Raw genomic sequence first — 19,769 nt, 5'->3', positions numbered from 1 at the left:
GATTGCTCCCCAAAGCCTCTTTATTTATTCCAACCCTTTTCCTTCACACGCGCAATTGCCTCAATACGATTAGTTACTTGGAGTTTTTCTAAAATCGTAGAAATATAGTTGCGAACAGTGCCAGCGGATAGAAATAAAGTCGAAGCGATTTCCTTCGTTGTTTTACCTTCAGCCACTAGCTCAAGCACTTGACTCTCACGATCCGTTAATGGATTTTCACTATCCACCTCGTAAACAAAGTCTACGAGTTCGGGGGCGTAAATGCGCTTGCCTTCCATAATATTTCGGATTGCCTGTACAAGTTCTTCAATTGGATTATCTTTTAATAAGTAACCTCGTACACCTGCTTTACGCGCTCGTTCAAAATAACCTGGGCGCGCAAATGTCGTTAAAATAATAATTTTACACTCTTCCGTCTGCAATGCCTCCGCAGCATCAAGCCCCGTTTTTAGTGGCATTTCGATATCCATAATACAAATATCAGGTTTCATCTCATGTACAAGGGCAATGGCTTCCTCGCCGTTACGCCCAATGCCTACAACCTCAATATCATCTTCCATATTTAATAATGAACGTAATGCCCCTAGTAGCATCCCTTGGTCCTCTGCAATAACCACACGTATCATGTCCATCACTCCTTGTTATATAAAGTATCTGCCTTCTCTGTTACATCCTGATGTGTTATAGCCACAGGAATGGTGACAGTTAATGCAGTACCTTGATCATTTTCTAATTTAAATGAGCCATTAATAAACTCTAAACGCTCTTGCATACCTTTTAATCCGTTACCTGTTTTTTTATTTTTTAGTGCCACACCGTCACCATTGTCTCGTACGACAAGGTAAACTTCTTTAAAATTTTGGTGGAAGCCAATCTCACATTTTGTGGCATTACTATGTTTCACTACATTTGTAACAGCTTCCTTTAAGCACATGCTTAAGACATTCTCTACGAGCGGTGGCACATCGAGTGTTTCAATATCACCATCAAAAACAAAGGTCATCTCAGCTGCACGTAAAATTTGGGACACGCGTGTTAACTCGTCCTCAAAGCGTGTTGTACGCATATTGGCAACTAACTCGCGTACCTCCTTGAGTGCGATACTCGCGGTTTGTCGAATCTCTTTAATTTCGGTCAAGGCCTGTTCCTTATCACGCTCAATTAAACGCGCAGCAAGGTCGCTCTTTAAGCCAATCATTGATAACTTTTGTCCTAATGTGTCGTGTAAATCACGCGCAATACGCTGGCGCTCCTCAAATACAATAAGCTCTGCAATACGGTCTTTGGCTGTTTCGAGTTGTCCCTCTAATTTTTCGCGACGCGTTTTGGTATAGAGCGTAAAAGGCATCAACACCACACCGATTAACGTAAAAATCACAAAGGGGAGTTGTGCAAACAATACATCAAACTTTAAAAAGAATGTCACGCCCGTCGCAATGACGGTAAAACCAACATGAAGGCCATACATAATATAAAAGCCCACAGGACGTCGTATTGTCCCAATAGAAAACGCCGTAAAAATAGCGAGGTAAACATAACCATAAAATACTGTCATGACTAAACTAATGACCATCTCAAAGCTAATCCACATATAAAGTAGCCCACTACGTGACATAGCTGAGCAGCGATTAAAAATTACATAAATGGCAACTAACATACCAACGACACCAATTTCAGTAGCACTAGCATCCTTAAATAAAGAGAAGAAGGGTAATAGGCAAAAAATAATCCATAAATATAAACTGAGCCATGGACTATTTGGGATAATCGTATACCACTTTTTCATATCGGTATTCACAAACTTTCTTGTTTTTGCTTTAGTATAACAAAAAAGCTGTTCCATTAGCCGTATACACCGCTTAATGAAACAGCTTCCGCTTAAATATTTACCGCATTTTTCATACGCAGACGTTCAGAAGCTTCACGGAACGTGACAAACTTTTGGTTTTCTTCGTCGTATAATTTATAACGAATTGACTCTAGGCTTGTAACTAATGTGATGGTTGTTGCCTTTTGTAATGGCTTTACTTCTTCGTGCGCTTTTTCAAGGTTATAGTTTGGCACACGTGGTGATAAGTGATGCACGTGGTGGAAGCCGATATTCCCCGTTAAAAATTGTAGTACGCGCGGTAATTTATAGTATGAGCTGCCTTCTACTGCAGCTTTTACATAATCCCATTCGTCATCATTTTCAAAGTATGAATCCTCATACGTATGTTGAATGTAGAATAACCAAATGCCAAGAGCACCTGCAATAAATAATGTTGTGCCTTGTACTAATAAAAATGCCTGCCAACCTACTAAGTAAATCATAGCCGCACAAATTGCGACCACTGTAATATTTGTTAAGTACGTGTTTTTACGTTCTTTAGCTTTTGCATCTTTACGATTTACACGATTTAATACTAATACCATGTAAAGTGGTCCTAAACCAAACATTACTAATGGGTTACGATACATACGGTAACCAAAGCGACGTAGTTTTGATGCTTCTTTATATTCTTCAAGTGTTAGCATATCAATATCGCCAATACCACGTTTATCTAGATTTGAGCTTGTAGCATGGTGAATTGTATGCTCACGCTTCCATTTTTCGTAAGGGAATGATGTTAACACACCCGTCCAAAATCCTACGATATCATTAGCCTTTTTGTTTTTAAAAAATGAACCATGTGTACAATCGTGGAAAATAATAAAGCTACGTACAACAAATCCTGATGCAATTGCACTAACACCTACTGTAATCCAAGGTGAAATTGCGATAGTTTGGTAAGCAATTACCCATAAAATAAGTAGCGGTCCCAATGTATTAACGAGTTGCATAATACTTTTACGTGTATCTGACTTTGCAAACTGTGCTACATCTTTACGCAATTGGTTTTTCTTTTCTGTAAAGCTTGTCATATATGTTGCCACTCCCTACGTTTTTTCTTTATGACCTAATCATAAGATACAGTCATCATTGTCAGTAGATGAAAACGTCATGTGTTTTATATGACATCTGTCATAAAAAAAGAGAGAAGCGCAGTTTCACGCTCTCCTCTCTACTAGCTTATACATTAAAATAACGCGCCTCTGGATGCGCAAAAACAATAGCTGATACTGATGCCTCAGGCTGCATCATAAAACCTTCTGTTAACTGCACACCAATATCCTCTGGACGTAATGTAGCAAATAGTTTTTCTTGATCTTCTAGATTTGGACAAGCAGGATAGCCAAATGAAAAACGTTGTCCCTCATACTTTGCTGCAAAGCGGTCACGCATCGTAAAGTCGGTAGCATCTGGGAAGCCCCACTGATCACGCATCTCTTGGTGAATACGTTCAGCTAAGCCTTCTGCCAATTCAAGTGCGGTAGACTGAAAAGCATGACTCTCTAAAAATTTACCTTGCTCTTTTAATTCATTTGCATAGGCGGTAACACCATGGCCTGCTGTGACACACATTAAACCTACATAGTCCATCTCACCGCTATCCTTTGTCTTTAAAAAATCTGCAAGACATAAGTAAGGTGCTACTTGTTGACGCGGGAAGGTAAAGCGTTGGATTTCTGTTGTGCCGTCTTCTGCATACAATACAACATCATCCCCCTCTGCTTGCGCCTTATAAAATTGATACATCGCAGCTGGCTTAAATAAATCCTCTGCAAGATAGCCTGTAACTAAGTCATATAAATCGGTGGCACGTGGGTCTTTGTCTGCTAATGCTTTTAGGACATTTCCTTTAAAGCCTAAATGATGCCCAATTAATGTACGCATATTTACGTAAGGATATAAATGCTGTACAGAATGGGAGTGTCGCACATGGCGACGCAAATCACTTGGCACGCGCACAGTAGCATCAGCGATTGTACGCACAGGTTTTTCGGTTAAAGTTGGTGCTGGCTTTTGCGCACGTAGCTCATCAGCAACCTTACGTTTATCAATAGCCTCCGCAAGCTCAGCTAATAATAACGCGCGGTCTACATCATCTTGCAAACGGTTAGCAATAGCTAAACCTTGCATGGCATCCTTCGCATAAAGCACTGGACCGTCATACTGTGCAGAAATTTTTGTTTCGGTAAAGCGACGTGATAATGCTGCTCCTCCAACTAAAATGGGTACATCAATACCTGCGTCCTTAAAGTCTTGTGCTGTAATTACCATCTGTTGTGCTGATTTTACAAGTAAACCTGAAAGCCCTACAATATCCGGCTTCTCTGCTTTAATCGCTTCGATTAACTCAATTGGCGTAACCTTAATACCAAGGTCAACTACCTTGTAACCATTATTACTTAAAATAATGTCCACTAAGTTTTTACCAATATCATGTACGTCGCCTTTAACTGTAGCTAGCACAATTTTGCCTTTACCTGCATCACTATCGCTCTTTTCCATAAAGTCTTCAAGGAATGATACAGCTGCCTTCATTACACCTGCTGACTGTAACACCTCAGCAACAATTAGTTGGTTGTCATTAAATAAACGCCCTACCTCAGCCATGCCACTCATTAAAGGACCATTAATAATAGCAAGTGGGGTGTCATATAACGCTAATGCTGCTTGTAAATCTTCAAGCAACCCTTCTTTTGTTCCTTCTATAATGTAGTACGCTAAGCGTCCCTCCACTGTTTTTGGTAGGTCCTCTTCTGTTTTTTCTTTCTTTTTATCACGGTAAAAATCCGTAAACTCAGCAAGTGTAGCGTCCGTTGTATGGAATAATAATTGATTGGCCATTGTAATTTCAGCTTCTGGTATAGATGCGTAGCGCTCTAGTTTTTCTGTATTAACAATCGCATAATCTAGCCCTGCCTGTGTACAGTTATATAAATATACCGCGTTTAAAATCTCACGTCCTACTGGTGGCAAACCAAAGGACACATTACTAACACCAAGCACAGTTAAACATTTAGGTAGCGCCTCTTTAATTAAACGAATGCCCTCGATTGTTTCGACAGCTGAGCCAATATATTGCGCATCCCCTGTCCCAACAGGGAATACGAGCGGATCAAAAATAATATCCTCCGCAGGGAAATCCCACTTCTCAACTAGCAAATCATGCGAACGCTTGGCAATTTCTAGTTTGCGCTCACGTGTTACAGCCATGCCGACTTCATCAATCGTACCAACAACTAAAGCCGCGCCGTATTTTTTTGCAAGCGGTACAACCGCATCAAAGCGCTCCTCTCCATCCTCAAGGTTAATAGAGTTAATAATCGCCTTACCTTGCGAAAATTTTAACGCTTCCTCCATTACCTTTTCGTCTGTTGAGTCAATCACGAGTGGTACTTTAACTTTTTTTACGACTTCATGCATAAAGCCTTTCATGTCTGCAATCTCATCGCGGTCAGGGTTGGCTAAACAAATATCAATAACATGCGCCCCGTTTTTTACTTGAGCGCGCGCTACTTCAGCCGCTTCCTCGTATTTTTCGTCAATGATAAGCTTTTTAAATTTACGTGAGCCAATAACGTTCGTACGCTCTCCTATAAATAGTGGACGCATAGAGTCATCGTATTGGAGTTGCTCAATACCTGAAACACGATGCTCAGCACTCGGCGATTGTGGCTTGCGCGGGGCAAAACCATCTACTGCCTCGCAAATGGCCTTAATATGCGCTGGCGTTGTCCCGCAACACCCTCCAACAATGTTAAGCCATCCCTTTTCAGCGAAACCTCGTAGCTTAATAGATAATGACTCAGGTGACTCATGGTAGCAACCTTCTTCGTCTGGTAAACCAGCATTAGGGTAGCAACTCACAAAGCTAGTCGCAAGCTCTGATAGTGAACGTAGGTGGTCCGTCATAAACTCAGGACCTGTTGCACAGTTTAAGCCAACAGATAATGGCTTAGTATGCGCGATTGAAATATAAAATGCTTCAATTGTTTGTCCTGCAAGTGTTGTACCCATCGGCTCAATCGTACCTGAAATCATAATAGGTAACTCTTTGCCCGTCACTGCAAAAGCACGCTGTACGCCAATTGTTCCTGCCTTTAAATTTAACGTATCCTGTGTGGTTTCGAGCAATAATATATCAACGCCACCCTCAATTAATGCTTTAGCTTGAATGTAAAAGTTTTCTTCTAGCGTTTCAAACGTTACACCACCTGTTACGGATAATGTTTTAGTCGTCGGCCCCATTGCGCCAACCACATAGCGTGGGTGCTCCTCTGTCGATACTGCATCTACTGCCTCGCGCGCAAGTTGAGCAGCACGAATATTAATCTCCTCTGCTCTGTCGCCAATATCATAATCATCCAATACCAGTGGTGTAGCACCAAATGTATTTGTACAAATTAAATCAGCGCCTGCCGCTAAATATTGTCCATGAATTTTTAACAGCACATCAGGTCGCGTTAATACAAGGTTTTCATTACAGCCATCTAATGCCTCACCACCAAAATCATCCTCGCTTAGCTTTTCGTTTTGTAGCATTGTGCCCATTGCGCCGTCCATTACTAAAATGCGTTGCTCTAGTTGTTGTTGTATCGTCTGCTTAGCCATTAATCGAAACCCCTTTTGCCGCTTCATCCATTTCCTTAATGTGAGCGATTAATTGTAATGTCATATCATATCGTAAAAATGGTGTAATTAAATAAATGCCTTTAAAGTATTTGGCTGCTGTATCTAACAGTTCTTTCGCAATAGCGATGCCTTCTTGTGTGGCGCGCTCCTTATCCTCACCACAATCGCGCATGCGTGTAAGTACTTCATCTGACAGCTTAATGCCAGGTACTTCATGATGTAAAAACTCGGCACTACGATAGCTAGTTACAGGCATAATACCAATATAAATTGGTACACTTAAATGCTTCGTTGCCTCGTAGGTTTCGATAATTTTTTCCTTTGTATAGACAGGCTGCGAAATAAAGTAATCTGCGCCGTGTTCAATTTTTTTCTCTAGGCGTGGCACAGCTCGTGCTACTACACGCACGTTTGGATTAAAAGCCGCCGCCACCGAAAAGTTTGCCTTTTTACGTAAAGGTTTGCCTGAAAACGAAATGCCCTCGTTTAATTGCTTAATCAGCGCAATCAGTTCAAAGGAAGTAACATCATAAACACTCGTTGCCCCTGGGAAGTCGCCAACCTTTGTTGGATCACCCGTTACAGCTAAAATATCATGAATGCCTAATGCATTTAGCCCCATTAAATGTGATTGTAGCCCAATTAAATTACGATCTCGACACGTAATATGTGTTAATGGACGTACACCCTTCTCTTTAATCATTGCGCCCATTGCAATATTACTAATACGCGGAGACGCAAGGGAGTTATCAGCCATCATCACTACATCAGCACCTGCCGCATACAGTTGTTCTGAGCCTTTAATAAAGCCCTCCACCTCTAAATGCCTTGGTGTATCAAGTTCCACAATAATCGAGCGCTCCTGTTTTGCCTTCTCATGAAGCGGTTTTACAGTACGTGGCTCAGCCTCGCGCACAAAGTCCACTGCAATTTGGCGCTTGGGCTTCTCGTTAATAGGTGTTAAACTCGCTACGTGTTTTTTAACAGCAGCAATATGTTTTGGTGTTGTGCCACAACAACCACCAATTAAGCGCACACCTTGCTTACATAATGTTGCTGCAGCTCGTCCAAAGTAATCATACTCCGACTCATAAACAATCCTACCGTCCTCTACATCAAGCAATGACGCATTCGGATAGGTGGATAAAAAAGCGTGCTGTGGCAAATCTACCTGCTCAAAAGCCTGTATCGTATGAAACGGACCAAGACGGCAGTTAACACCTACCACATCTGCACCACATCGTTCTAACTCTGTTAGTGCTTCATTGAGTGGCTTACCATTTTGAAGCACACCTACTTCATGCATGGATACCTGTGCAATAATGGGTAGCGTCGTCATCTCACGTAGTAGCTCAAGTGTTGCCACTAGCTCATCAAAATCATAATATGTTTCGAGTAATAACCCATCCACACCCTCCGTTAAAAATACTGTAGCTTGCGCTTTTACCCCTTGCAAAATTTCCGTTAGTGTAACATCCGTCTTACGAATATCACGAATCCCACCAATTGTACCTAATACATATACGTTACCATCCGCTGCCTTTTTAGCTAAATGTGTTGCTGCTTTATTAATCTCTGTTACTTTATCCGCAAGCCCATAACGCGCTAACTTTATAGCATTTGCGCCGTACGTATTTGTTTGAATGACATCTGCACCTGCCGCAATGTATTCATTATGGATTTTCTCTACTAGTGCTGGCTGTAATAAATTTAATTCTTCATGGCATGATGCTAAACCTGTCGCGTACAGCATCGTTCCCATCGCACCATCACCCACAACAATTGATGTTTGTAATTTTTCAAGCAAGCCCATACCTTATTCCTCCTAAAGTAAAATAAAAAAGCCCTCTTTTTATGTACAAAAAAGAGGGCTACGCATCGTATGTTTCCTCCTCATCTGCCTAGTAATTCACTAGCTGGATTTAGCACCTGACATCGCTGTTGGTTGCTGAAGCTTCGTAGGGCCAGTCCCTCCGCTTCTCTCGATAAGAATGTTATGAAATTTCTAACTATTGTGAAGTATCATATCGCTAGGGCTCACTCACGTCAATACTATTATGCATTTCTAACAAAAAATGCTACCTATTGTACAGATGTTATCGTTTACAAAAAATCCACCAGTGCAAGTAAGGCACTGGTGGATTTCAATTTATAATTCGTTAGCGACCTTTTCGCCAATTGTTTTACCATTTTGAATGCAGGCGCCAATGCCTACACCATAATACGAACAACCCGCTAAATAAATCGTTGGGTAGTGTTCAGCCATTTTTTGCTCCAAGCCTTGTAGCGCATCTCGATGAGCTAAATCATAGCGTGGCATTTGGTTCGTCCATTTTGTAACATTAACAACACTTGGCTCTGCATCAATACCTAAGCTATTTTTCACGTCAGCGATACCTATTGCAGTAAGCTCGTCCTCCGTCATTGCCTCTAGCTCCTCATAGCGTGCATTTATATTTTTATAAAATAAGCGTACTAATAAATTACCTTGTGCTGAAGTATGTTTCCACTTGCGGCTTGTCCAAGTTGCGGCATTACACACGACATTTGTATTATCCGATACAATATAGCCTGTGCCGTCTGCTGGTAATAGCGCATCCGGTACAGTAAAACCTAAATACATTGTAATCACTGAAGCTGTCGTAAATTTTGTAAAATATGGCTGCAAGGCTTCGCTTGGCAATAACTTTGCAATGGCATCATTTGGCAGCGCCAATACAATAGCATCTGCAGTCAGTGTTTCGCGGTTTGTTAAATGAAGTGTACGTCCTTCTTCAATTGTTTCTACACCCGTACCTAGCTTTACATCAACATCTGTTAACGTTTCAACAATTCGATATAACAAACTATCTAATCCTTTTTTAAAGGAAATAAACTTTTTGTCAGCAGCACGTGAAAATTGCGCCTTATTCGCTTCAAAACCTTTAATAATACTGCCAAAATCATTTTTATAATCAATTAAATAGGGCAGTGTAGAAGCGATGGATAACTCGTTTAAGTTACCTGAGTAAACGCCTGATAGTACAGGAGCAATTTGTTTTTGTACTAGCTCTTCACCTAAGTAATACGTTAAAAATTCGCCAATCGAGCTTTCTTTCGTAAAGCTTTTGTTTGGCATATGTAAATCTTTTAGCGCCTCTGCCTTACCCTCTGCTGATACTAATGTACTCGCCTCTAGTGAAGCTAATGACATCGGGATACCAAAAGTTGAGTCCTTCGGGATAGCGTGCAGTTCATTATTCGTATAAATAAATGATGTACCTGTTTCGTTATAAACTAGCTCATCCTCATAATCAACCTCACGTACTAATTCAATAACACCTGGGTGACGCGCTACAATAGAGTCTGCACCTGTCTCCATAATAAAGCCGTCTTGCGCTTCACTATGGATTTTTCCACCAAGGTATTCATTTTTTTCAATGAGTACGAGTTTAACATCCAATTTTTTTTCGTGTACTTGACGTTGCAAGTAATGCATTGTGCATACGCCGGTAATCCCGCCACCTACTACTGCTACTGTTTTCATTTTTCATTTTCTCCCTTCATACGTTCAATTGCTTCTGCTTGCTCACACCAATATTTAGCACGTGTGGCATCCGCCTTTACACCTAAACCTAGTTCGTAAATTTCCTCTAAGCGACGGCATGACAAAATATCTCCTCGGCTTGCAGCCTCCTCATACCAAAAGCGTCCCTTAGCGTAATCAATCTCGCCGTCTTGCTCATTGTTATAAATATAACCAAGATTATATTGCGCATCGAGATGTCCTTGCTGTGCAGCGAGCTGATACCAATAAAGCGCTTTTGATACATTACGTGGCTTACCGAGTAATGCCTCGTAATAAATCGAGCCTAAACGGTATTGCGCCATCACATCGTTATACTTTGCAGACCGACGATACCAAAAATAGGCCTGCTCAGGTGCAACTACAACACCAATACCATTTTCGCATAGCAATCCTAGGGTAAACATAGCTTCATGTACACCTGCTTTAGCTGCTACTAAAAATAATTGAAAGGCACGCTTCGTATTTTTTTCGACATACTCTCCGTGTAAATACATATCTGCTAAATTATTAGTAGCATCGGGATGCCCAAGTGCCGACGATGCCTCATATGAACGAAAAGCATTTTCTAATTGCCCTTCCTCATAAGCGGCATTGCCTTGTAAATATAATTCTTCTGCTTCACTCACATCATCACTTCCTTACCAATAGCTACGCATTAGCAAAGCCATCATTAGCGTCACTAAAATAAATATAATAATATGATATTTTTTATTCATTTCGAGTAGCCCAATAAATTCTCGTGTAAAGGCATTTGGTACATAATAAAACGCTGTGCGTGAGCCAACGCCCTCCGCATCAAGCCCAGCCTTACGTGCATAAAGACTTGCTCTAAATAAATGAAACTCATTTGTTACAAATACTGAGCGATACTCGCGCTCACCGCTATGAGCATCCATAATTTTTTTAGAGAAACGCATATTTTGCTCCGTATTAACAGATTGATCTTCAACTAAAATATGCTCTGAAGGAATGCCGTATTTTTCGACAATATAATCGCGCATAGCCGTAGCCTCTGCTACTAACTCGTCACTACCTTGCCCACCCGACATTACTAAAATAGGTGGCACGCCCTTCTTTGCCGCGTATTTATAATATAAACTAACAGCCTTATCCACGCGACTTGCAAGTAATGGCGGCACTTTATCACCAATCAAGCCTGAGCCGAGCGCTATAATATAATCAGGCTTATAAAAAATGGGTGTGAAATAATAAAGTGTTGCATAAAGTACGACACAGCTATATAAAAATAAGCCATAACCAAATAACATAGCCACCCAAATATAGAGAAGTAAGATACGGTCATTGGCAGCTTGCCCAGACAACACTATAAACACGAATGCGATAATCATTACTGAAATCCCAAAACCAATTAAGCCGAAGAATAGATTACTAAGTCGTCGCCCCTCCTTCTCTAATAAAATTTTGCTATTAAAGAATGTCCCAATTGTCATACCAAAAATAGCAACCGGCACAAGCGCCACTAAAAAGGCTAAATAAATCAAAGATAGTATCTCAGATTGGCTACTAATAGCTGGTAGTGTTGTCGATAATAGAGTCATTCCAAGCAACATCATAAAAATACCAAATACTACAGCATTCGCAAAGCGTCGCTTCTCCTGTATATACATTATTAAAAAAACAATAAAAAATACCACTAGCAAAACCATTTTATTATGCCTCCTTTACATTAAAATCCTATAGTAAGTATAACATTTGCACATTTTTCACGATATGAACATTTCTTAACGTGTTTATTGTTATTTTTCGCTCACTTCATGTAAACTAAACATACTAACTTTTTTGGAGGAATCATATACAATGAAAAAATTACTAGCAGCGCTATTTGCAATGACATTAATGTTTTCATCAGTTGGTGCTTTTCTACCTTTTGATGATGGCATGACAGCCGAAGCTAAAGGCTACAAATCAGGTAAAAAAAGCTTTAACAAAAGCAACAACTCTAACACTAATACAAATATTCAAAAGAAAGATCAAAACCAAACAACAAAAAATCAATCACCTGCTTCTAAAAATACTGCCAACAAAAGCGGCGGTTTAATGAAAGGCCTAATGATGGGTGGTCTTGCTGGTTTATTATTTGGTAGTCTATTTAGCGGCATGGGTATGCTTGGTTCAATTTTAGGTTTGCTGGTTAACGTTGGTGCTATTTTATTAGTTGTTTTCCTTGCAGCTAAAATCTGGTCAATGGTAACGAAAAAGAAACGTGACGAAGAGGAAGCTAAACAATGGCGATAATTTGTGAAGACGATATTATTAACGCAATCTGCCTATCACAGGCTTACCACAACAACGTAGCTCTTGAGCAAGTTGAAGTGGAGCTAGGCTATGATGAAGAGCAGTACAGTGCGGAGGTTTTTTTACCAGGTAAATCAATTATGTTAGACGCTGGCGATATGGTTGGCGCACTACGCATGTGGGTGAAGGAACAAATGCATATGGACCCATTTGCTTCACGTATTCAACTGCAATTTAATGAAAATGATGGCATCTATGCAACTGTAGAGAGCTAACCAAAAACACCTAGCGAAAATTTCGTAGGTGTTTTATTACGCTTGTTCTAAATATGTCGCAATATTATCCCTAATCTTCGCCTTTAGAAACTTACCTACTGACGTTTTAGGTACCTCATCAATAAAGACAATTTCATCTGGTAACCACCACTTTGCTACATGTTGTTCTAAATAAGTTATAAGCTCTTCCTTAGTAACTGCACCTTCTTCCTTTAAGACGACACAAGCTAATGGACGCTCCTGCCACTTTTCATGTGGCATGGCTACTACTGCCGCTTCAAAAACGGCCGGATGGGTCATTAGAGCATTTTCTAAATCTACAGAAGAAATCCATTCACCGCCAGATTTAATTAAATCTTTCGTCCGATCTGTAATGCGAATATAACCCTCAGGCGTCATAACTGCAATATCTCCCGTATATAACCAACCATCTTGGAACGCTTCTGCTGTTCGCTCATCTTTATAATAACCACTCGCAATCCATGGCCCTTTAATAATTAGCTCACCCATCGTTTCATTATCCCATGGCACTTCACCATGCTGATTAATCACACGCGTTTCAATTAGAGGTGTTGTTAAACCTTGTGTAGCCCGTAGCTCTAATTTATCTTCGTAAGTCCAGTCGTCCATTTCCTCTTTAAAATTAGAAACACTAACAAGGGGCGAGGTTTCCGTCATGCCATAGCCTACTAAAAATGGCACGCCGTAGTCCTGTTCAAATTTACGAATTAAGCCTTTTGGCGACGCTGAGCCACCACTTACTACAAGACGTAATGAGGATAAATCACGCGGCGCATTATCCTGCTCCTTAACCATACCTAACCAAATCGTTGGTACACCTGCAGTAATCGTTACCTTCTCCTGTTCAATTAGGTCTAGTAACAATGCTGGTGTAAATGCTGGACCTGGCAATACTTGTGTAGCGCCAAAGTTAACTGCCGCAAATGGTAGCCCCCAAGCATTAGCATGAAACATCGGTACAATTGGCATCACTACATCGCGCTCTGCAAGCGCAAGCGTATCTGATAAACCACTAATCATACTGTGCAAGACAAGGCTTCGGTGCGTGTACACTACACCCTTTGGCATACCTGTTGTTGCGCTCGTATAACACATGCCCGCTGGTGTGTTTTCGTCTAAATCTTTTGGGAAAGTAAACGCTGCCGAGGCTTCAGCTAATAATGTTTCATAATCATAAAGTGTAATACCTGTCGGCGCTGGTGGTAACTTAGGCGTATCTTGCATAATGACAATTTTTTTAACCGTTGTAAGCTGTGGCACTAAGGGTGCCATTAGCGTATATAAATCGCTATCTACTAATAGGATTTCGTCTTCTGCATGATTAATTACATAAACAATATGCTCAGGTGCTAACCTGATATTAATCATGTGCAATACCGCACCTGCACAAGGTACAGCGAAATAGGCCTCTAAATGTCGATGATGATTCCATGCAAAAGAGCCCACCTTCATCCCCTTTGTCATCCCAATCTTTGTTAATGCATCAGCTAAACGCTTTGTGCGCTCGACATATGTTGTATACGTAAAGCGATGTATCATCGTTTCGCTTGTGCGTGACACAATCATTTTATTAGGGTAATAGCGTCTAGCTCTCTCCAAAAATCCCGTTAATAATAAAGGTGTATCCATCATCATTACTCATCACTCCTCATATTTTTAAACGTATTTTTCGATTACACTGCGCAAGCATGCTACAATCTAGAAAAGGAGTTGTTACTATGGAGAAAGAAGTTTACATACTGGCGTCAGTACGTACTAATAATTTTACAGACGATGCATTACAAGATAAAATCCGTGCAGTTTGGCACACGGCTCGCGAAAAAAATGATGGCGGCATGCTTTATGGTATTTACCATGATTACGAAAGTGACTACCGCGGAGACTATACGTTAAGTGTAGCTACCACATCACCAATTAGTGATGATGTAATAGCATTACCGCAAGCTACTTACACAACATATATTACTTCTGCTCCCCATATTTTTGATACATGGGAATCAATTTGGCAACGTGAGTCTGAAGGCTCGATTAACCGTGCCTACACAATTGATTTTGAACGCTACCTAGAAGATGGTCGTGTCGAAATTTTTGTAGCCTTTAAATAAGGAATTTGCCCGTAGCCTTATGCTATGGGCTTTTATATACCTAAATTTTTAGCAATAATGACTTTCATAATTTCATTAGTGCCTGCATAAATCGACATTACCGGAATGTCGCGGTAACGCCTTGCGATTTTGTACTCCTCCATATAGCCGTAACCACCATGCAACTGCATACACTCCGTAGCAATATCACGTGCCTTTTCGGTAATCCAATACTTTGCCATAGATACTTTAGTGACAACATCCTTGCCTGCAATATGGTCCTCAATTAATGACTCAAGAAACGTTTTACCTAACTCTAACTGTGTTGCCATCTCCGCCATTTTAAATTGTGTATTTTGAAATTGGCTAATCGACTTCCCAAAAGCCTCGCGTTCCTTAATATAGGTCATTGTTAGCTCAAACATATCCTCAGCTGCAATTTGCGCTGAAATAGCTACAAATAAGCGTTCTTGTTGTAACTTTTCCATTAAGTAGGTAAAACCCTTACCTTCCTCACCTAATAAATTAGCTACAGGCACACGGCAATCTTCAAAGTATAACTCTGCAGTATCCTGCGAATGCATACCTACCTTGTTCAATTTTTGCCCTTTAGTAAAACCTGGTGTCCCTTCTTCAATTACAAGTAAACTTACACCACGATGGCGCTCCTTTGGGTCTGTCTTTACTGCTACTACTGCCAGATTTGTATGGATCCCATTTGTAATGAATGTTTTTTGCCCATTTACAATATAATGATCACCATCTCGAATAGCTGTTGCTTTAATACTTGCTAAATCCGACCCTGCCCCGGGCTCTGTCATTGCAATAGCAGTAATATACTCACCTGTTACACATTTCGGTAACCAGCGCTCTTTTTGCTCTTCATTACCGTAGGCTTCGATATAAGGCACTACAATATCATTGTGTAAACCAACACCAATTAAACCACTACCTACGCGCTCTAGCTCCTCACCTATAACTACACCAAAGCTAAAATCTAAATCGAGACCACCATACTTTTCTTCTACTTGAGGGCATAAATACCCCATCTCTCCAAGCTTGCGCCAAAAATCCTTAGGGATAAGGTGGTTTTGCTCCCACTCGTCGTAATAGGGCACAGCTTCTTCTGCTAAAAACTGACGTATTGATTTACGAAATAAATCATGCTCCTTTGTTTCAAATCGATAACGTACCATATCCCCACACTCCTTTATTTTGGTTGCATACGAATTCCGCCATCAAAGCGGATTACTTCACCGTTTAACATAGTGTTACGAATAATACTCTCTACTAAAAATGCATACTCTGATGGTTTCCCTAAACGCTTAGGAAACGGTGTCATCTGTGCCAATGCTTGTTGTGCTGGCTCTGGTAGGCCCGCAAACATCGGGGTTTCGATTAAGCCTGGAGCAATAGTCATTACACGTATGCCATGGTCTGCTAACTCACGAGCAATAGGTAAAGTCATTGCTACTACGCCGCCTTTAGAGGCACTATAGGCCGCTTGTCCAATTTGCCCATCAAATGCAGCTACTGAAGCTGTATTAACAATTACGCCGCGTTGCCCATCAACATCAGGTGTATTATGTTGCATACGGTCTGATGCTAACCGAATAACATTGAATGTTCCTACAAGGTTAATCGAAATAACTTGCTCAAATTGTGCTAATGTATGGATGCCTTTACGCGACAATAACTTAGCAGGTGGCGCGATACCTGCGCAATTAACCACTACATTTATCTTGCCAAATGCTTGTATTCCCTTATCTAATGCCGCATTAACAGAGGCTTCATCTGTAACATCTGTTTTGGCAAACACTATACTTGAAGGATTGCTCGCTACAAGCTCCTGCCCTTTTTGTTCGTTAACATCTACTAAGATAGCCTTACCTCCTGCTGACACGATATGTTGTGCCGTAGCAGCTCCCATTCCCGAAGCACCACCTGTTATAAAAGCTACAACTTCATTTAATTGCATATCCTTCACCCCTTATAATTTTTCAATGATCGTGGCATTAGCCATGCCCATGCCTTCACAGATTGCTAATAAGCCATAACGTTGATTTTCTCGATGCATACGATAAAGCATTGTTGTTAATAGTTTCGTGCCCGTTGCACCTAGCGGATGACCTAGGGCAATAGCGCCACCATCTACATTTAATTTACTCGCATCCGCTCCCGTATCCTTAAGCCATGCAAGTGGTACAGGTGCAAATGCTTCATTTACCTCATACGTATCCATATCATTAATTGTAAGCCCAGCTTTTTGCAATACTTTTTCTGTTGCTGCAATAGGACCTGTTAACATTAACGTTGGATCTGAGCCTATTACCGAACGCGCTACAATACGAGCGAGGGGTTTAATACCAAGCTCTTTTGCTTTATCGCTAGACATCAAGACTACAGCTGATGCTCCGTCACTCATTTGGCTAGCGTTACCTGCTGTAATTACACCATCTTCCTTAAAGACAGTTTTTAATTCAGCTAAACTTTCTCGTGTAGTATTAGCTCGTGGTCCCTCATCTGTATCAAAATGCTTGATGCCTTCGTCTGTTGTAACATCAAGTCCAACAATTTCTTTTTTAAAATGACCTGCGGCAATAGCTGCTAATGCACGTTTATGACTAGTGAGTGCATAGTCATTCAGTTTTTCTGCACTAAAACCCCACTGTGCTGCAATACGCTCTGCTGAGAGACCTTGATGAATAATTTCGTGCTGTGCCGTTAACTTTTGGCTCGGCTTAGTATCCAAATAATTAGAGCCCATCGGCATGCGCGTCATACTCTCCACGCCACCAGCAATTACAATATCCATATCACCCGCTAAAATGGCCTGCGAGGCAAAGTGAACAGCTTGCTGACTTGAACCACACTGTCGGTCAATTGTTACACCTGGTACATGTACAGGGAAGCCAGCAATTAATAATGCTGTGCGTGCAACGTTTCCTGCTTGCTCTGCAGTCTGGGTAACACAACCTAAAATAACGTCCTCAACTTGCCCCTTTTCAATAGTAGCGCGACGCACCACCTCAGCTAACACCTCTGCCGCTAAATCATCTGCACGTGTCGTAGCTAACGCCCCTTTTCGTTTGCCCACTGCTGTACGAGCTGCCGCAACAATTACTACCTCTCTCATCCCAATTCCTCCCCTTCAAGCAAAATTTTCTGATTTTTCTTTCTAATTAAAACTTTACCAATTTTTCTACTTAACATCAAGTTATCTGTCGAAAAATAAAAAATAACATAAAAAAAGAATGATGAGGTGAACCTCATCATTCCTACTATACAAATAACTCAATTGCTACAATAATAATGCCTGTAATAGCTAGCCCCACATGACCAATACAAATACGAGGTTGCATCTTTCGCGCAAGCTCCTCAGCACTATCGGTTGATTTGACTTTACAAGCTGTACACAAATAACGCTTCATCCTTTGCCACCTCTTAGCTAACTGTAGCATACAGTTTGCTAAACTTGCGTTTTAATATACTCATCACGTAATTGGTATTTTAAAATTTTACCCGATGCATTTCGTGGTAATGCATCTTCGTATAAAAATTTACGTGGGATTTTATAGCTCGCAATATGCTCGCGGCAATAAGCAATAATCTCTTGCTCGTCAATTACTACATTTGGCTTTGCTACAATAACAGCTGTTACACTCTCACCCCAACGCTCATCCGGTAAACCAATCGTTGCTGCTTCCAAAATATGAGGGTGACTATTTAATACTTGCTCTACTTCTACTGAGTATACATTTTCGCCACCTGAAATAATCATATCTTTTTTGCGATCTACTACTGTAATGTAACCATCCTCATCAATTGTCGCAAGGTCACCTGTCATTAACCAACCATCACGAAATGTTTTTTGTGTTTCTTCTGGCTTACGGTAGTACTCTTTCATAATAGTTGCTCCGCGCATAATAAATTCGCCAATTTCACCAGGTGCTACATCATTCATATCCTCATCCACAACACGCGTATTATATAAAAACATGGCTTTGCCACCTGCACCAAGTTTAGTATCGTGCTCCTCGGGCTTTAAAAATACGCCACCTGGTCCTGCCTCTGTCATACCGCAAAAATTATAAAATGAACGTGTACCAAACAATTGCATAGCACTCTCAATTAATGCTGGGGCCATTGGTGCTGCACCATACATACATTTATCAATTGTGGATAAATCATATTGTTCCTTATTGGGTACTTGTAGTAATGCTGTATACATCGCAGGTACACCAAAGAAAGCACTTAGCTTATATTTTTCGATATCTGCAAGCACTGCCTCTGGATTAAAATCACGATGAATCACGGTAAACATACCTAAATAAATTGCGGTTAATGTCATGCCATTTAATTGTGCTGAATGAAATAGAGGTGCAATACATAACGCACGATGTTCACTCGTTAAAGTTAAACATAATGTATAAGAGATATGCACATTAATAACCGTTTGATGATCAAACAAAGCACCTTTCGGATAGCCTGTAGTCCCTGATGTGTATAAAATTTCGGCATCATCTGTACCCGTAACTAAAACGCGAGGATAACTTGTATCATCTGTACGCACAGTTGCCCAATCTACTGAGTCTGCGTGCTGTGCACTAGGCTGCACTATAATGTCATGCGTGCGCTCTGTTTTTGCGCTCGCTCCTACGACAGTTTCTTCAAACACATCATCACAAAATACTGCCTTAGCCTCTGACTGCTCTAAAATATACGATGTCTCCGTACTAGTTAACCTAAAATTAATGGGTACAGCCACAAAGCCAGCACGTACAATTGCTAAAAAAGCTAACATAAAATGATCCGAATTTTTCATAAAGATACCAATTTTATCGCCCTTATGATAACCATTTGCTAATAAGCCATGAGCTAAGCGGTTAACTTCCTCATTAAATTGACGATACGTGTACTCACGCCCCTCACAGGCAAAAATTAATTTATTTGGGTGTCTTGTTGCATTAATCGCTAGCGCTTCACTGACATGCATAATTATCACTCCGTTTTCTGAAAATTCTATATTTTTAATGATTGTAACAATTATTGCTAGTTTATTC

At 40.7% G+C, this 19,769-nt stretch carries 17 protein-coding genes and 1 riboswitch; of the genes, 3 read left to right on the top strand and 14 right to left on the bottom strand.

Features of this window, described 5'->3' with window-relative positions; genetic code table 11:
* Window positions 1-20: 20 nt before the first annotated feature.
* The 8 genes from CH76_RS03385 to CH76_RS03350 all read right to left on the bottom strand — a co-directional run bounded on the left by CH76_RS03385 (window position 21) and on the right by CH76_RS03350 (window position 11,737).
* Entirely contained in the window at window positions 21-626 is a 606-nt protein-coding gene (locus CH76_RS03385) for a response regulator transcription factor (protein WP_036142963.1), read from the bottom strand.
* 5 nt (window positions 627-631) lie between these two features.
* The gene (locus CH76_RS03380) at window positions 632-1,591 is read right to left on the bottom strand and encodes a sensor histidine kinase (RefSeq protein ID WP_036143067.1); all 960 of its coding nucleotides are present in this window, start codon (window positions 1,589-1,591) and stop codon (window positions 632-634) included.
* 287 nt (window positions 1,592-1,878) lie between these two features.
* On the bottom strand, window positions 1,879-2,904 hold the full coding sequence (locus CH76_RS03375; RefSeq protein ID WP_036142960.1) for a fatty acid desaturase: 1,026 nt from the start codon (window positions 2,902-2,904) through the stop codon (window positions 1,879-1,881).
* Window positions 2,905-3,052: 148 nt separating this feature from the next.
* Window positions 3,053-6,481, bottom strand: a complete 3,429-nt coding sequence (gene metH / locus CH76_RS03370; protein ID WP_036142957.1) for a methionine synthase — start codon at window positions 6,479-6,481, stop codon at window positions 3,053-3,055.
* Window positions 6,474-8,315 carry a bifunctional homocysteine S-methyltransferase/methylenetetrahydrofolate reductase gene (locus CH76_RS03365; protein ID WP_036142954.1) on the bottom strand — a complete coding sequence of 614 codons (1,842 nt, stop codon included), beginning with the start codon at window positions 8,313-8,315 and terminating at the stop codon, window positions 6,474-6,476. Before CH76_RS03365 ends, metH begins: the two co-directional genes overlap by 8 nt.
* Before the next feature lie 77 nt (window positions 8,316-8,392).
* Window positions 8,393-8,494: riboswitch (SAM riboswitch) on the bottom strand.
* 157 nt (window positions 8,495-8,651) lie between these two features.
* On the bottom strand, window positions 8,652-10,028 hold the full coding sequence (hemG, locus tag CH76_RS03360; RefSeq protein WP_036142952.1) for a protoporphyrinogen oxidase: 1,377 nt from the start codon (window positions 10,026-10,028) through the stop codon (window positions 8,652-8,654).
* Window positions 10,025-10,696, bottom strand: a complete 672-nt coding sequence (locus tag CH76_RS03355; RefSeq protein ID WP_051910197.1) for a tetratricopeptide repeat protein — start codon at window positions 10,694-10,696, stop codon at window positions 10,025-10,027. Before CH76_RS03355 ends, hemG begins: the two co-directional genes overlap by 4 nt.
* 12 nt (window positions 10,697-10,708) lie before the next feature.
* Window positions 10,709-11,737, bottom strand: a complete 1,029-nt coding sequence (locus CH76_RS03350; RefSeq protein WP_036142949.1) for a YdcF family protein — start codon at window positions 11,735-11,737, stop codon at window positions 10,709-10,711.
* Between the two features lie 151 nt (window positions 11,738-11,888).
* Between CH76_RS03350 and CH76_RS03345 the strand changes: the two genes are divergently transcribed.
* Window positions 11,889-12,326 carry a hypothetical protein gene (locus CH76_RS03345; protein WP_036142946.1) on the top strand — a complete coding sequence of 146 codons (438 nt, stop codon included), beginning with the start codon at window positions 11,889-11,891 and terminating at the stop codon, window positions 12,324-12,326.
* Window positions 12,317-12,601 carry a DUF2653 family protein gene (locus CH76_RS03340; RefSeq protein WP_036142942.1) on the top strand — a complete coding sequence of 95 codons (285 nt, stop codon included), beginning with the start codon at window positions 12,317-12,319 and terminating at the stop codon, window positions 12,599-12,601. Before CH76_RS03345 ends, CH76_RS03340 begins: the two co-directional genes overlap by 10 nt.
* Before the next feature lie 36 nt (window positions 12,602-12,637).
* Here CH76_RS03340 and CH76_RS03335 read toward each other — a convergent pair whose 3' ends face one another.
* On the bottom strand, window positions 12,638-14,254 hold the full coding sequence (locus tag CH76_RS03335) for a long-chain fatty acid--CoA ligase (protein ID WP_036143063.1): 1,617 nt from the start codon (window positions 14,252-14,254) through the stop codon (window positions 12,638-12,640).
* A gap of 86 nt (window positions 14,255-14,340) precedes the next feature.
* Here CH76_RS03335 and CH76_RS03330 point away from each other — a divergent pair, with 86 nt between their 5' ends.
* Window positions 14,341-14,727, top strand: a complete 387-nt coding sequence (locus tag CH76_RS03330; protein ID WP_036142938.1) for a GyrI-like domain-containing protein — start codon at window positions 14,341-14,343, stop codon at window positions 14,725-14,727.
* A 32-nt stretch (window positions 14,728-14,759) separates the two neighbouring features.
* On the opposite strand, the gene CH76_RS03325 is transcribed toward CH76_RS03330, so the two are convergent.
* From CH76_RS03325 to CH76_RS03310, 5 genes are all read right to left on the bottom strand, one after another.
* Window positions 14,760-15,902 carry an acyl-CoA dehydrogenase family protein gene (locus CH76_RS03325; protein WP_036142936.1) on the bottom strand — a complete coding sequence of 381 codons (1,143 nt, stop codon included), beginning with the start codon at window positions 15,900-15,902 and terminating at the stop codon, window positions 14,760-14,762.
* 14 nt (window positions 15,903-15,916) lie between these two features.
* Window positions 15,917-16,684 (bottom strand): 3-hydroxyacyl-CoA dehydrogenase, encoded by a 768-nt coding sequence (locus tag CH76_RS03320; protein ID WP_036142934.1) that lies wholly within the window; start codon window positions 16,682-16,684, stop codon window positions 15,917-15,919.
* Between the two features lie 12 nt (window positions 16,685-16,696).
* On the bottom strand, window positions 16,697-17,842 hold the full coding sequence (locus CH76_RS03315; RefSeq protein ID WP_036142933.1) for a thiolase family protein: 1,146 nt from the start codon (window positions 17,840-17,842) through the stop codon (window positions 16,697-16,699).
* Window positions 17,843-17,987: 145 nt separating this feature from the next.
* The gene (locus CH76_RS13885) at window positions 17,988-18,137 is read right to left on the bottom strand and encodes a hypothetical protein (protein ID WP_161769859.1); all 150 of its coding nucleotides are present in this window, start codon (window positions 18,135-18,137) and stop codon (window positions 17,988-17,990) included.
* A 38-nt stretch (window positions 18,138-18,175) separates the two neighbouring features.
* Window positions 18,176-19,702 carry a class I adenylate-forming enzyme family protein gene (locus CH76_RS03310; RefSeq protein ID WP_036142931.1) on the bottom strand — a complete coding sequence of 509 codons (1,527 nt, stop codon included), beginning with the start codon at window positions 19,700-19,702 and terminating at the stop codon, window positions 18,176-18,178.
* Between the last annotated feature and the right edge of the window lie 67 nt (window positions 19,703-19,769).

This window comes from Lysinibacillus sp. BF-4 (genome assembly GCF_000743635.1).
GTDB lineage: Bacteria > Bacillota > Bacilli > Bacillales_A > Planococcaceae > Metalysinibacillus > Metalysinibacillus saudimassiliensis.
The sequence above is the reverse complement of the archived record's forward strand: the minus strand, read 5'-3'. Positions and strand labels throughout refer to the sequence as shown.

Coding starts and splice junctions, on each gene's coding strand:
- CH76_RS03385 (WP_036142963.1), bottom strand. CDS start 626: ATGATACGTGTGGTTATTGCAGAGGACCAAGGGATGCTACTAGGGGCA.
- CH76_RS03380 (WP_036143067.1), bottom strand. CDS start 1,591: ATGTGGATTAGCTTTGAGATGGTCATTAGTTTAGTCATGACAGTATTT.
- CH76_RS03375 (WP_036142960.1), bottom strand. CDS start 2,904: ATGACAAGCTTTACAGAAAAGAAAAACCAATTGCGTAAAGATGTAGCA.
- metH (WP_036142957.1), bottom strand. CDS start 6,481: ATGGCTAAGCAGACGATACAACAACAACTAGAGCAACGCATTTTAGTA.
- CH76_RS03365 (WP_036142954.1), bottom strand. CDS start 8,315: ATGGGCTTGCTTGAAAAATTACAAACATCAATTGTTGTGGGTGATGGT.
- hemG (WP_036142952.1), bottom strand. CDS start 10,028: ATGAAAACAGTAGCAGTAGTAGGTGGCGGGATTACCGGCGTATGCACA.
- CH76_RS03350 (WP_036142949.1), bottom strand. CDS start 11,737: ATGGTTTTGCTAGTGGTATTTTTTATTGTTTTTTTAATAATGTATATA.
- CH76_RS03345 (WP_036142946.1), top strand. CDS start 11,889: ATGAAAAAATTACTAGCAGCGCTATTTGCAATGACATTAATGTTTTCA.
- CH76_RS03340 (WP_036142942.1), top strand. CDS start 12,317: ATGGCGATAATTTGTGAAGACGATATTATTAACGCAATCTGCCTATCA.
- CH76_RS03335 (WP_036143063.1), bottom strand. CDS start 14,254: ATGATGGATACACCTTTATTATTAACGGGATTTTTGGAGAGAGCTAGA.
- CH76_RS03330 (WP_036142938.1), top strand. CDS start 14,341: ATGGAGAAAGAAGTTTACATACTGGCGTCAGTACGTACTAATAATTTT.
- CH76_RS03325 (WP_036142936.1), bottom strand. CDS start 15,902: ATGGTACGTTATCGATTTGAAACAAAGGAGCATGATTTATTTCGTAAA.
- CH76_RS03320 (WP_036142934.1), bottom strand. CDS start 16,684: ATGCAATTAAATGAAGTTGTAGCTTTTATAACAGGTGGTGCTTCGGGA.
- CH76_RS03315 (WP_036142933.1), bottom strand. CDS start 17,842: ATGAGAGAGGTAGTAATTGTTGCGGCAGCTCGTACAGCAGTGGGCAAA.
- CH76_RS13885 (WP_161769859.1), bottom strand. CDS start 18,137: ATGAAGCGTTATTTGTGTACAGCTTGTAAAGTCAAATCAACCGATAGT.
- CH76_RS03310 (WP_036142931.1), bottom strand. CDS start 19,702: ATGCATGTCAGTGAAGCGCTAGCGATTAATGCAACAAGACACCCAAAT.